This window comes from Roseibium sp. M-1 (assembly GCF_054515675.1).
In genome coordinates this window covers 3,210,061-3,223,218 of sequence record NZ_CM137257.1, presented here as the reverse complement: position 1 = coordinate 3,223,218, position 13,158 = coordinate 3,210,061, and the positions used below count along the sequence as shown (strand labels likewise).

Here is a 13,158-nt window from a genome sequence, read left to right as displayed (position 1 = left end):
GCGGAGCAGATAGTTCGTTATGTTCGGAAGACGTGGCAGTTCATCGTCTGGATCCCAGACCCTTCGGCCGGGCGGTGTTCCCGGGTTGCAGGACATGCCTGAGCCGGCGGCACCGGCTGCCCGGCAGGAACAACCTGTGCCGCAAAAGAGCCAGAGCGAACCCGCGCCCAAGCCAAAAGCCCCACCTGCGCCTCCTCCTGCACCGGAACCGCAGGCAGCCCCCGCTCAGCGGAAGAAGAACAGCGAATACTACGAGACCAAGGCCCAGATCTTCAACGCGCTGGTTGAAGCCATCGATCTGTCTCAGCTCGCCCGCCTTGATGCGGAAGACGCGCGCGATGAAATCCGCGACGTCGTCAACGACATCATCGCGCTGAAAAATGTGGTCATGTCCATCTCCGAGCAGGAAGACCTGCTGGAGGACATCTGCAACGACGTGCTCGGTTACGGTCCGCTCGAGCCGCTGCTGGCGCGCGACGACATCGCCGACATCATGGTCAACGGCGCCCACACGGTCTATATCGAAACCTCCGGCAAGGTGGAACAGACCGGCGTCACATTCCGCGACAACGCGCAGCTGATGAACATCTGCCAGCGTATCGTGAGCCAGGTTGGCCGCCGCGTTGACGATTCAAGCCCGATCTGCGACGCCCGTCTTCCCGACGGCTCTCGTGTCAACGTGATCGCGCCGCCGCTGGCCATTGACGGCCCGGCACTCACCATTCGTAAGTTCAAACGCGACAAGCTGACCCTCGACCAGCTGACGAAGTTCGGATCCATCACGCCGGAAGGGGCGCAGATCCTTCAGATCATCGGCCGTTCGCGCTGTAACGTCCTGATTTCCGGCGGTACCGGTTCCGGCAAGACGACGCTGTTGAACTGTCTGACCGCCTATATCGAATCCACCGAACGCATCATCACCTGCGAAGACTCGGCTGAATTGCAGCTGCAGCAGCCACATGTGGTTCGTCTGGAAACGCGTCCGCCGAACCTGGAAGGCGAGGGCGAGATCACGATGCGCGATCTCGTCAAGAACTGTCTGCGTATGCGTCCTGAACGCATCATCGTCGGCGAAGTGCGCGGCCCGGAGGCCTTCGACCTCCTCCAGGCCATGAACACCGGTCACGATGGATCCATGGGCACGCTTCACGCCAACTCGCCGCGCGAAGCCCTGTCGCGTCTGGAATCCATGATCACCATGGGCGGTTTCTCGCTTCCCTCCAGAACCTTGCGCGAAATGATCGTCTCGTCGATCGACGTCGTGGTTCAGGCTGCCCGTCTACGCGACGGCTCGCGCCGCATCACGCATGTGACGGAAGTGATGGGCATGGAAGGCGACATCATCACCACCCAGGACGTCTTCGTCTACGAAATGATCGGTGAGGATCCGAACGGCAAGATTATCGGCCGCCATCGCTCCACCGGCATCGGCCGGCCGAAATTCTGGGAGCGCGCCCGCTATTTCGGCGAGGAAGCCCGTCTCGCCGCGGCTCTCGATGCCGCGGAAGCGCCCGAATATATCAGGGATTGAGGATTTCATGTCCGGCTTTGAAGCATTTCTCACTCCTCAGGTCACCGGACTGGCCGTCGCCCTTCTGGTGATGCTGGCCGTCGGTGGCATCATCTACAGTATCTTTCAGCCCTCGCTCTCGGGCAACAAGCGGCGGGACCAGCGCGTGCAGGCGGTTTCTGCGCGCCCGCAAAGCGAAAACCAGCGCAAGGCAATGCGCGACGTCGACCGTCGCAAGCGCTCGATTCAGGATCAGCTGAAGGAATTCGAGGAACGGCAGAAAGCCAAGCAGAACAGGCAGAAAAACGTCTCGCTCAAGGTCAAGATGGAGCAGGCCGGGCTGGAGTGGGAGATGAAGCATTTCATCATCTTCAGTGTCATCTGCGGCATCGTTTGCTTCTTTGTCGGCCTCGTGGTCAGCAACGGCAACATGCTCATCGCCGCCGGTCTCTGCTTTGCCGGCTGTTTCGGTGTGCCGCGCTGGTATGTCGGCAGCAAGCGCAAGCGCCGTTTCAATGCGTTTCTCAACGAGCTGCCCAACGGCGTCGACATCATCGTGCGCGGTGTGAAAGCCGGCCTGCCGCTCGGCGACTGCATCAAGGTCGTCGCCCGCGAGGCGCGTGAACCGGTCGCAACCGAATTCCGCAAGATCACCGAGACCCAGGTCATGGGCATCTCCCTTGCTGAAGCGGTTGCCAAATTACCGGACCGCATGCCGCTTGCCGAGGCGAACTTTTTTGCCATCGTGATCGCCATCCAGCAAAAATCAGGCGGTGGTCTTGCCGAAGCTCTTGGCAACCTTTCGAAGGTTCTGCGCGGCCGCAAGGCCATGAAGGGCAAGATCAAGGCGCTCAGCGCGGAAGCGAAATCCTCCGCCGGCATCATCGGTTCGATGCCCTTTGCCGTTGGCGGGATCATGTACCTGATTGCGCCCGACTATATCAGCCTGCTGTTCACCACGACGACCGGAAACATCATCATCGCCGGCTGTCTGTTCTGGATGTTCATCGGCGTAATGGTCATGCGCAACATGATCAACTTCGATTTCTAGGAGGCGGACCGTTGAACCTCGAAACGCTCGCATCCACTCAGTTTCTGGCGGCACTCCTGGCGATGGTGGCGGTCACCGGCACCATCTTCTCACTGGTGATGCCGCTGCTGTCGCGCGATACGCTGAAATCTCGCATGAAGACAGTGGCGCTGGAACGCGACAAGCTGCGTGCCCGGGAAAGAGCGCGCCTGCAGACGAGCCAGGCCGACGCGCGCGCCTCGCTGCGCAATCAGCCGAAGGCGCAGATGAAGAGTTTCGTCGACCGGTTGAACCTGAAGGAAGCCCTGTCTGACGAAACCACACTCGATCAGCTGCGCATGGCGGGCTATCGCGGCTCCGCACCGCTCTATTACTATCTGACTGCGCGCATCGCGCTGCCGGGCATCATTTTCGTGGTTGCGGCGTTTTATGCGTTCGTGGTCGTACCCTACGACTTGCCGACCTTTTCCAAGATCGGCATCTGTCTCGGCCTGGCGGGCGTTGGCGCCTTCATTCCCAACATCTACCTCAAGAACAAAGTCGACAAGCGCAAGCTGACGATCCAGCGCGCCTGGCCGGATGCACTCGACCTGATGCTGATCTGCGTTGAATCCGGCATGTCCATCGAGGGTGCGTTTCAGCGTGTTGCCGAGGAAATTGGTGTCCAGTCCGTCGAATTGGCGGAAGAACTGTCCCTGACCACCGCCGAACTCTCCTACCTGAGCGAGCGGCGCACCGCCTACGAGAACCTTGCCAAGCGCACCGGCGTCGACGGCGTCAAGAACGTGATGATGGCGCTGATCCAGGCCGAACGTTACGGCACGCCGGTCGGCACCGCCATCCGGACCATGGCCGACGACACTCGAGACCAGCGCATGCAAATGGCCGAGCAAAAGGCCGCTTCCCTGCCGCCGAAGCTGACCGTGCCGATGATCCTGTTCTTCCTGCCGGTCCTGTTCTTCATCATCATGAGCCCGGCCATCATGCAGGTGATCGAAATCTTCGGCGGACCATAGACCTCCGGGAAGGCTCTAAATCACAAAAAAAGCCGGGCAATACCCGGCGTTTTTGCGTGTGGGCCCCGGCGTGTTGAGGGGGGCGAGGCTCAGGAAGAGCCGGCCGGGATTACTCTTCTTGGCTGGTGCAAGGAGCGGGAAATACCCGGCCATCGAAAAGCTTGCGCGCCGTGCGCATGACACCGGCACCGGAGACATTTCCCGAAGCGTCCTGTTCGATCAGGACCTCCGCAGCGCCGCTCGGATGCTCGATCTTGAAGACGCCGTCACCGGGCAGTAGTGCGCAGTCCGCTGCCGGGCCGGTCGCAAGCGTGCAGGCAGTGGCAGCCGTGACGGCGCCAAAGACACCGATGGACGCGTGGCAGCGATGCGGGATCAGGCTGCGAGTCGAGACCGTGCCACCATTGATCGGTGGCGACACCAGGGTCATCTTCGGGACGGATTTGTCGCTGACATCTCCTAGGTTCATCATCGGTCCGGCATTTAGGCGGATGGCCTCGATCCGGGCTTTCAGCGCCTCGTTGCCGTCGATCTCCTCACGGCTTTCGCTTCCCGTCAGTCCGAAATCCGAAGCGCGCAGGATCACGCAGGGCATGCCGTTGTCGATCAGGGTCACCTCGACCCCGTCGATCGTATCGATCTCGTTGCCGGTCGGCAGCAGAGCACCGCACATGGCCCCGGCAATGTTCTGGAAGAACAGCGGAACCGGCGCATGCCGGCCCGGTACGCCTGCAATCGACGTTGATCCTGCATAGCTGACCCGCCCGCCGGGTGTTGTCACCCGCGCAAGTGCCGTCTCGCCGGAATTCACCATGTGGATGCGTACCGGCGTCTCACCGTCTTCTGCTTCCACCAGTCCGCGCTCAATCGCAAATGGCGCAACGGCGGCCAGGATGTTGCCACAGGCCTGCGCGTCGGTGACGACGGCACGATCGACAAAGACCTGCAGGAAGAGATAGTCGATATCCGCGTCGGGGCGCACCGACCTGCCGACGACCGCCGCCTTGGACGTCAGGGGATCGGCCCCGCCGATCCCGTCGATCTGGACCGGATCGGGAGAACCCATGATCCGCAGCAACAGGCGGTCACGCTCCGCCGGATCGGCAGGCAGGTCCTCGGCGAGAAAGAACGCGCCCTTGGATGTGCCGCCGCGCATCCAGAGGCAGGGGATGCTGCCGTCATCGAGGGTATCAGACATATTTCAGGCCTTTCTCTGCAAGGCGCGGACGCATGTCATAGATATCGAGCCCGAGTTCGCCCGCAGCAAGCCGTTTTCGCTTGGCCTCTTCTGCGGCAACACGTTTTTCAGCTGCGGCAAGAACCCGTCCGGCATCTTCCCGGCGCACGACGCAGACGCCATCGTCGTCGGCGACGATTATGTCGCCAGCGTCAATCTGTTGCCCAGCGCAGACAATGGGCACGTTCACCGAGCCGAGCGTCTCCTTGACTGTCCCTTGAGCGGAGATCGCTTTCGACCAGACAGGGAACCCCATCTCCGTCAGGTCGGCGATGTCGCGCACGCCGGCGTCGATGACAAGCCCGTTGCAGCCCCGGGCCATTGCCGAGGTCGCCAGGAGGTCGCCGAAATAGCCGTTGTCGCAGGGGCTGGTGGGAGCAAGCACCAGAAGATCGCCGTCGCGGAGCTGCTCGATCGCCACATGCAGCATCCAGTTGTCTCCCGGTGGAGCGGAAATGGTAACGGCGGAGCCGGCGATGCGGGCCCCCCGGTAGATCGGACGCATGTAACTGGCAAGACAACCTGTCCGGCCCTGGACCTCGTGCACGGTCGCAACACCTGCCGCGCCGAGGGCCCTGATCACGGCGCAGTCGGCGCGCTCGATATTGGTGCGGACAATAGCCATGACAAAGTCCTATTTTCTGACCGGCGGTGTGCCGTGGGTGTGGAAGGTTTCGATGGTCTTCAGGCCCCAGGCCTGGCCCTTCCTGCGATCCGCCTCCGTCCAGCAGACCGGTTCCCAATCGGGCGCGAGAATCAGCCGGGCGCCGGCATTGGCAAGCTCGACCCGGTTGCCGGCCGGTTCCCAGACATAGAGGAAGAAGGTGCCCTGGATCGCATGCTTGTGCGGTCCGGTTTCGATATGGACACCGTTCTGCAGGAAGATGTCCGCCGCCCGCAGGATGTCCTCGCGCTGGTCGGTCGCATAGGTGACGTGATGCAGCCGCCCGGCGCCGCCGCCATGCTCTTCCGTGCAGGCAAGATCGTAGGTCTTGTTGTTGACCGTGAACCAGCAGCCACCGATCCGGCCATTGTCGAGCTGGATGTATTCTGTCACCCGGCTGCCGAGACAGGTCTCCATGAACCGGCGGAACTCGCTGACGTCTTCCGACAGGAGATTGAGGTGATCGAGCCTGCGGGGCGCCGCGCCGGTAAAGGCGGAGGCCGTGTTCTTCAGTGCCGCCTTCTCCGCATCCTCACGCGGCTTGAACCATTTGGTGTCGTAGTAGATCTCGAAGACATGGCCGAACGGATCCTCGAAACGAAACGCACGGCCGTGGCCGAGGTCTCCCGGTACCCAGCCATGCACCTTGTAGCCGGAGACTTCGATGGCACGAACCCGTCGGTTGAGCGCTTCCGGCGAGCTGGCCCGGTAGGCGACATGACCAATGCCGGTGGTGGCATGCCGGGTGAGCTTCAGCGAATGAAACTCGTAGTCGTCCCAGGCCCGGAGGTAGGCGGATGTTTCGTCCTCGCCGGAAAGCGTCAGTCCGTAGACCTGGGTGAAGAACGCGAGGCTTTCCTCGTAGCGGTCGGTGTACATTTCGACATGACCGAGATGGGCGATGTCTTGGCAATGATCCGGCATTGCAGTCCTCCACGTGTCGGGGCTTCGCCGGTTTGCCCGGCATTATTGGTCGATGGGGCCGTCAGAGTTCGTCGACGGTGCGCGGAAAGATCGACTGGAAACCTTCCGCATATTTGCAGTCCCGGCCACCGGACTGGCCGCCGGAATTGCGCTTGAAATGGTTGGCGCGGTTGATCGCGACACGTGTGTAATAGTCCCAGAGATGTTCCTGGCCTTCCATGCATTCGATCGCCGCCCGTTTCTTCTCCCAGACGGGGGTGATGTCCAGGAACGTGTCCGGCTTCCAGCCTATCTGCTCGGTCTGGTGCGGCTCGAAGAGATAGAGTTGCGGCGCACCGAGCACCTTTTCGCCCGGCTTATGTCCCCAGGCCTGGGCGATCATCCGGCATTCCAGTGCGACCTGGGTCGCATACATGTGGTCGGTGTTGTAGGGATCGTATTGCGAGTGGCTGAGCATGAAGTGCGGCTGCACCTTGCGGATCACGTCCACAACACGGGTCTTGTCGTCCCGTGTCAGCTCCAGCGGATAGTCGCCGAGATCAAGACAGACGAGGTCATGCACGCCGAGCTTTTCGGCGGCGGTTTCCGCTTCCTTGCGCCGCACGTCCTTGACGCGGTCCAGCGTCATGCCCTCCTGCTTCCAGAGTTTTGCGCTTTCTCCGCGCTCGCCGAAGGAAAGGCAGAGCACGGTGACGTCGTAGCCGAGCGCGCCATGAAGCGCGATCGCACCGCCGCAGCGCCAGACGAAGTCGGCCGCATGGGCGCTGATGACAAGAGCGGTCTTGGAGGCTGGCATTTCCGGTTTCCTGTAACTGTTGCTTGGCCGGATTTTCCTTTCTTCGCAGGCTGAGCGCCAATTCAAAGGGCGGTGGCAGTTCATAAGTTTTAGCTATAAGGACTTCCGTCACCGCGTCTCGGCAGGCAATCTGCGAAGCAGGGGTGCTGCAGCTGGTGGCGCGAAAAATGCTGCCGGCAACGGGCTGGAAAGAGGAAAGCGTTGGAATTCAATCTTCGTCACCTGCGCGTGTTTCTGTCTGCGTCGCGGAACTCGTCCATCACCAAGGCCGCGGAGGAAAGCCGTCTGTCGCAACCGGCGGTGACCCAGGCGATCAACAAGCTGGAAGACTTGCTGGAAACGGTACTCTTCCAGCGCTCCGCCCACGGCGTTTTCGTCTCCCAGGTCGGCAAGGTATTCGGACGCCGGGTTGAAAGAGCACTTGGCCTGATCGATGCCAGTTTTCTGGCGACAGCCCCCCGCCTGCAGGTGACCGCTACGGTGGCCCAGCTCCGGGCATTCGTCGCCGTCTGCGACTGCGCCAACTTCACCCTGGCCGCCCGGCGGCTCGGTATTGCCCAGCCGACCGTGCATCGGGCCGTCAGCCAGTTGGAAAAGGAAGCACTCAAACCCCTGCTGGAGCGCACGTCCAACGGTATCGTTCCCAGCCGCGCAGGGCAGGGGCTTGCCCGCGCCGCCGACCTGATGTTCGCCGAACTTTCCCAGGCCGCAATGGAAATGTCGGAGCTGAAGGGGCGGGAAAGTGGCCGTATTGTCATCGGAGCACTGCCTTTGTCACGCGCCTACATCCTGCCGTCGGTGGTCGCCGCGTTCCGCAAGGACTGGCCGCGTATCGAATTGCAGGTGCTCGACGGACCTTATGACGAATTGATCCGGGAGTTGCGACGCGGTGCCGTCGATTTCCTCGTCGGCGCCCTGCGCAATCCGCTGCCGATCGAGGATGTGGAACAGAGCGCGCTCTTCAACGACAGCCTGACGGTGATGGCCCGCAAGGACCACCCTCTAGCCGGCAGGAAAGGCCTAACCGTGGAGGACTTGAGGTCCTGTCCCTGGATCGTTGCTGCCCGAGGCACACCGACCCGCGGTCATTTCGACCGCCTGTTCACGGAAAACGGTGGCCAGTTGCCGGAAAGTGTCGTTGAAAGCGGCTCGATGATCTTTGCCCGTGAACTCCTGGCCCTGAGCGATCATCTTGCCTGCGTCTCCAGTCTCCAGGCAGAGCGGGAAATCGCGGCTGGCCGCATTGTCGCCCTTCCGTTCCGATTGCCCGATACCTCACGTCCCATAGGCATCACCACACGCACCGGCTGGGAACCGACCGCAAGCCAGAAGGCACTTCTGGCGCTGCTGCACCGCTATGAGCACTGAAAACAAAGGCGAAATTCTAGCAAAGCTAGCGATTTTCCTTGACTGCTATAGCAAAAACTGATGGCAGCGGGGCTGCTTTCAAATGGAGTACGGACCTCTCAGATGAGAAGGAAGGAGCGATCGGGAACCCATTGCGGTTCCGGTAACGCCCAACGGGAGGATCCGTCCATGAAAATGTCCAAGGCACTTGCCAGGGCCGCGCTGGCGCTCGGCCTTTTCTCCACCACAGCACAGGCAGGCGAGCTGAAATTCGCCAATTTCATGCCGCCGGCCAATCCGTATCAGGCGGGTGCCTTCGAGCCTTTCGCCGAGAAGCTGGCCGCCGCGACCGACAACGAGATTACCGTGCACATCTATGCCGGCGGCGAGCTTGGCCCGGGCCCGGTTGAACAATTCGCCCGCGCCGTTGACGGCGTCGCCGACTTTGCCGTCGGCCTGCCCGGCTATACTGCCTCCCAGTTCCCGGTGACGCTCCTGACCGAACTGCTCGGTGTCATTGACGAGGAAACCGGCACTGCCGTCATCTGGAAGAACATCGATCTCTTCAAACCCGAATTCAAACGCGCGGTGCTGGTGAGCCTCTGGTCCAACGCGGACAATGTGCTCTACACCCGCGAAAAGGCAGTGCGCACACCTGACGACGTCAAGGGCCTGAAGATCCGTGTTCCCTCGCGCAATGCCGGCCTGCTGGTCGAGGCCTGGGGCGCGACACCGGTTTCGATGCCCGTTCCGGAAATCTACAACGCCCTGCAGACCGGCGTTATCGATGGCGCGCTGATCGACGGCACGGGCACCAAGGCCTTCAAGCTCGGAGAAGTCGCCAAGTATCTCACAGTCGGATTCGACACGACGATTTCACCCTTTTTCATCGTCATGAACCGCGACAGCTTCGCCTCCTTGAGCGACGAGCAAAAGGCAGCCGTCGAGGAGATCGGCAAGGAGATCTCCGTGACCGCGAATGCGGTTCAGCTCGCTGCCGCCCACAAAGGTATTGACGCCTTTGCCGAAATGGACGGGAAGGAAGTGATCCGCCTTTCTGATGAAGCAGCTGCCGCCTTCAACGCACTTGCGGACGAGGCCCGTGCCAAGGCCATCGAGGAGGCCACCGCCAGCGGGATTGCAGCCGGCGATGTCGTCAACGCCCTTCAGATGCAGTGACGGCAATGTCTCCCCTATCCAAAAAGGCCTGGCCGGCGCTTGTCGACCGGGCCACCCTGGCCCTCGCCGCATTGGCCGGCGTGTTCCTGCTTTTCCTGGTCGCCCTGGTCTTTGTCGCAGTGCTGCTACGCTACGTGGCGAACAGCCCGATCCTCGGCATCAACGAAATCGTGCAACTCGTCGCGGTGGCCGTCGTCATGCTGGCGCTGCCCTGGTGCACGGATCGGAACGGGCATGTGCGCGCTGATGTCTTTGACGGGGCCATCGGCCGTCATGGCCGCTTTGCCGGTGACATCTTTTCCAGATGCCTCAGTGCCTTCGTTCTGTCCGTACTGGTCTACCGCTCCTGGCTGAAGCTGCTCGATGCGCGCGAGTTCGAGGATGTCACCAACATGCTCTCCCTGCCGATCTGGCCCTTCTACGGCATGATGGTAGCCGGTATCGGTCTTTGCGTTCTCGTGCTGGTCCTCCAGATCGCCGTCATTCTGATGACGGGTGAGGAAATGAAATGACGGATCTGACGCTCGGTATCCTGGCCTTCGCCGCCCTCTTCGGCCTCATGATCTTCCGCATGCCGGTGGCGCTCGCCATGCTGGCGGTCGGCTTTTTCGGCATGGCGCTCCAGGGCGGCTTCCGCACGGCAGGGGCAGTTCTGGTGACCGAAACCTATTCCTCGGTTACCAACTATTCGCTGGTCGTGGTGCCGATGTTCGTGCTGCTCGGCAATGTCGCCTCCGCGGCAGGCTTCAGCCGCGGGCTTTACGATGCCGCCTATGCCTGGGTCGGCCGGTTCCGGGGCGGTCTGGCATCGGCTTCCGTGCTCGGCTGCGCTGCCTTTTCCGCCGTCAGCGGGTCTTCTGTCGCGACCGCCGTCACCATCGGCAAGGTTGCCCTGCCGGAAATGCGCCGGCTTGGCTATGCCGATGGTCTGTCGACCGGTTCGATTGCTGCCGGCGGCACTCTTGGCTTTCTTATCCCGCCGTCCACCGGCTTCGTGCTCTATGCCATCCTGACGGAGGAATCGATCGGCCGCCTGTTCATGGCGGGCATCCTGCCCGGCCTGCTTATGACCACGCTCTTCATCGCCGCTGTCTGGTTGACTGTCTTGAGAAAGCCCGAAGCCGGACGTCCGGGCGATCCGATGGCCTTTTCCGGCCGTCTGCGCATCCTTGGAGCCGCACTGCCGCTGATAGCGGTGATGCTGCTTTCCATCGGCGGGATCTATGCCGGGATCTTTACGCCCGTCGAAGCCTCCGCGATCGGTGCGGGCCTCGTCATACTGATCGCGTTCGCGAACGGTGCCCTGACCCTGAAGACCTTCACAAGTGCCGTGCTGGAAACGGTACAGACCTCGGCGATGCTCTACATGATCGTCATCGGCGCCAACGTGCTCAATCCGCTGCTTGCCGTCACCAAGCTGCCGGTCGCCTTCTCCGATCTCCTGACCGTGCTCGGTTTCGGACCCTATGGGACGCTGCTCCTGATCCTGATGTGCTACGTGGTGCTCGGCATGTTCCTGGATGGCCTTGCCATGCTGGTGATCACCCTGCCGATCTTCTTTCCCATCGTACTGCAGCAGGGCTTCGATCCGATCTGGTTCGGTGTCGTCGCGGTGATCGTCATCGAGATGGGCATGATCACGCCGCCCGTCGGCCTCAATGTCTTTGTCATCCGCTCCGTCGCCCGCGACGTGCCGATGGCGACGATCTTCAAGGGCGTAGCCCCGTTTCTGCTGGCGATGATCCTCTGCCTTGCATTGATCGTTCTTTTTCCGCAGATAGCATTGCTTCTGCCCAACAGCATGTTCGGGTGAGGGATCGAGAAGCTCCGGTTCAAGCGCGGCAACAGCCGTGTTCAGTCATCTCAACTTCGGGACGTGCCGGAAAATTGTCGCGGGGCCGGCAGGTAACGACTGCCCCGCGCCCTGCCTGTTTACGCGCCGAAAGCGCCGTCGATCGTATGCATGGCACCGGTGACGAAACCAGCTTCCGGACCAGCCAGCCAGGAAACCATGCCGGCGACTTCTTCCGGCCGTCCATGGCGCTTGATGGCCATGAAACTGTGCATCAGGTCCTTCATCGGGCCGTCTTCCGGGTTTGCGTCCGTGTCGATCGGGCCGGGCTGGACAATGTTGATGGTGATCCCGCGCGGTCCAAAGTCGCGCGCCAGCCCGCGCGCCAGTCCCTGCAGGGCGGATTTGCTGAGCGCATAGGATGCCATGCCCGCGACGGGCATGCGGTCGCCGTTGACCGAACCGATTATAATGATGCGCCCGCCTTCCGGCATCAGCCGTGCCGCTTCAACCGAGGCGTGGTACGGCGCATGAACGTTGATCTTGAGCAGCCGGTCGACTGCGTCGGCATCCTGCTCCAGCGCGTCCCCGAAGAGAATAATGCCGGCATTGACCACGAGCACGTCGAGAGGACCGGCCTCGCGTACCCGTGCAATCACCGCATCGCGGTCCGCGCTGTCCGTCTGGACGGCGGTGCTTCCCGTGTCTTTGGCAAGCTGCTCCGCCGCGTCGCGGGAGCCGGCATAGGTGAAGGTGACATGAGCGCCGTCATTCGCGAAGCGCTGCACGATGGCCGCGCCAATGCCCCGGCTGCCGCCGAGGACCAGGACGGATTTATCTTTGAAGTTCGACATCGGACATTCCTTGCTGATTAATGTAATAGTCGCTACATAATATGCGAAAGGACACATTCAAGGATTTTTGTAGTGGCCACTAAAAATAAATCTCGACCGCGCGGACGGCCCCGCAGTTTCGATCCCGAAGAGGCGATTGCTGTCGCGCAGGAGCTCTTTCACAAGAAAGGCTATGACGCGGTCAGCGTATCGGACGTAACCGACGAACTCGGCATCAAGCCGCCCAGCTTCTATTCCGCCTTCGGCAACAAGGGCGGGCTTTTTACGCGCGTGTTGGAAAGATATGCAGTCACCGGCGCTATCCCGATCTGCGACCTGCTGCGTGCGGACCGCCCTGTTGCGGAAGGATTGGCGGCCGTTCTGGACGAGGCTGCCCGGCGATACGCCGCCGATCCCGATGCGGCCGGCTGCATGGTCCTTGAAGGTCTGCGCAGCAACGATCCGGAGGCGCGCGCTGCCGCCCATGGCTACCACGCGAATGCGGAAGAGGTGATCTACCGGTTCATCGCCGAACGGCATCCGCACGAGGCAAGACACCTGGCCGATTTCATGAGCACGACAATGACCGGGCTCTCGGCCATGTCGCGAAACGGCTACTCCCTCGACCGTCTTCTGGCCTCGGCCCGGCTCGCAAGCCTGGCAATCGCGCAGACCCTTTCCGAATGATCCGTCACCCGTGTTCAAGAGGGCTCGGGGTTGCAAGGCCGTTCCGTCCAAGGGGCGCGAATACGGATTCCGGTCGTCGTACTACCGAGACACACAACAAGAGAGGGCGGATTTAGTTCAGGTAATCAAGGGTCTACAAAGAT

13 protein-coding genes are annotated in these 13,158 nt (G+C 61.7%); 8 read left to right on the top strand and 5 right to left on the bottom strand.

Annotation, left to right across the window (positions count from 1 at the left end):
• Positions 1-19 precede the first annotated feature (19 nt).
• Genes ACX3M4_RS14530 through ACX3M4_RS14520 form a run of 3 tightly spaced genes read left to right on the top strand, consistent with a single transcriptional unit; the run spans position 20 to position 3,556 of the window.
• Positions 20-1,531 (top strand): CpaF family protein, encoded by a 1,512-nt coding sequence (locus tag ACX3M4_RS14530; RefSeq protein WP_459359266.1) that lies wholly within the window; start codon positions 20-22, stop codon positions 1,529-1,531.
• Between the two features lie 7 nt (positions 1,532-1,538).
• Complete coding sequence (locus tag ACX3M4_RS14525; RefSeq protein ID WP_459359265.1) at positions 1,539-2,561, top strand: type II secretion system F family protein; 1,023 nt, start codon at positions 1,539-1,541, stop codon at positions 2,559-2,561.
• An 11-nt stretch (positions 2,562-2,572) separates the two neighbouring features.
• Entirely contained in the window at positions 2,573-3,556 is a 984-nt protein-coding gene (locus tag ACX3M4_RS14520) for a type II secretion system F family protein (RefSeq protein WP_459359264.1), read from the top strand.
• Between the two features lie 109 nt (positions 3,557-3,665).
• Here the strand turns inward: ACX3M4_RS14520 and ACX3M4_RS14515 are convergent, their stop codons facing one another.
• From ACX3M4_RS14515 to ACX3M4_RS14500, 4 genes are all read right to left on the bottom strand, one after another.
• Positions 3,666-4,754, bottom strand: coding sequence for a 4-oxalomesaconate tautomerase (locus ACX3M4_RS14515; protein WP_459359263.1), 1,089 nt, complete (start codon positions 4,752-4,754; stop codon positions 3,666-3,668).
• On the bottom strand, positions 4,747-5,418 hold the full coding sequence (locus ACX3M4_RS14510) for a 4-carboxy-4-hydroxy-2-oxoadipate aldolase/oxaloacetate decarboxylase (protein WP_459359262.1): 672 nt from the start codon (positions 5,416-5,418) through the stop codon (positions 4,747-4,749). Before ACX3M4_RS14510 ends, ACX3M4_RS14515 begins: the two co-directional genes overlap by 8 nt.
• Before the next feature lie 9 nt (positions 5,419-5,427).
• Positions 5,428-6,381 carry a VOC family protein gene (locus ACX3M4_RS14505; RefSeq protein WP_459359261.1) on the bottom strand — a complete coding sequence of 318 codons (954 nt, stop codon included), beginning with the start codon at positions 6,379-6,381 and terminating at the stop codon, positions 5,428-5,430.
• Positions 6,382-6,442: 61 nt separating this feature from the next.
• Entirely contained in the window at positions 6,443-7,177 is a 735-nt protein-coding gene (locus ACX3M4_RS14500) for a PIG-L deacetylase family protein (RefSeq protein ID WP_459359260.1), read from the bottom strand.
• A gap of 201 nt (positions 7,178-7,378) precedes the next feature.
• Between ACX3M4_RS14500 and ACX3M4_RS14495 the strand changes: the two genes are divergently transcribed.
• The 4 genes from ACX3M4_RS14495 (at position 7,379) to ACX3M4_RS14480 (ending at position 11,516) form a co-directional block, all read left to right on the top strand.
• The gene (locus ACX3M4_RS14495) at positions 7,379-8,545 is read left to right on the top strand and encodes a LysR family transcriptional regulator (RefSeq protein ID WP_459359259.1); all 1,167 of its coding nucleotides are present in this window, start codon (positions 7,379-7,381) and stop codon (positions 8,543-8,545) included.
• Positions 8,546-8,713: 168 nt separating this feature from the next.
• On the top strand, positions 8,714-9,703 hold the full coding sequence (locus ACX3M4_RS14490) for a TRAP transporter substrate-binding protein (RefSeq protein WP_459359258.1): 990 nt from the start codon (positions 8,714-8,716) through the stop codon (positions 9,701-9,703).
• 5 nt (positions 9,704-9,708) lie between these two features.
• Complete coding sequence (locus tag ACX3M4_RS14485) at positions 9,709-10,215, top strand: TRAP transporter small permease (protein ID WP_459359257.1); 507 nt, start codon at positions 9,709-9,711, stop codon at positions 10,213-10,215.
• Positions 10,212-11,516, top strand: coding sequence for a TRAP transporter large permease (locus tag ACX3M4_RS14480; RefSeq protein WP_459359256.1), 1,305 nt, complete (start codon positions 10,212-10,214; stop codon positions 11,514-11,516). The genes ACX3M4_RS14485 and ACX3M4_RS14480 overlap by 4 nt, the downstream gene beginning before the upstream one ends.
• Positions 11,517-11,635: 119 nt before the next feature.
• Here the strand turns inward: ACX3M4_RS14480 and bdcA are convergent, their stop codons facing one another.
• Positions 11,636-12,349 carry an SDR family oxidoreductase gene (bdcA, locus tag ACX3M4_RS14475; RefSeq protein ID WP_459359255.1) on the bottom strand — a complete coding sequence of 238 codons (714 nt, stop codon included), beginning with the start codon at positions 12,347-12,349 and terminating at the stop codon, positions 11,636-11,638.
• A gap of 72 nt (positions 12,350-12,421) precedes the next feature.
• On the opposite strand from bdcA, the gene ACX3M4_RS14470 reads away from it, so the two are divergent.
• On the top strand, positions 12,422-13,015 hold the full coding sequence (locus ACX3M4_RS14470) for a TetR/AcrR family transcriptional regulator (protein ID WP_459359254.1): 594 nt from the start codon (positions 12,422-12,424) through the stop codon (positions 13,013-13,015).
• Positions 13,016-13,158 lie beyond the last annotated feature (143 nt).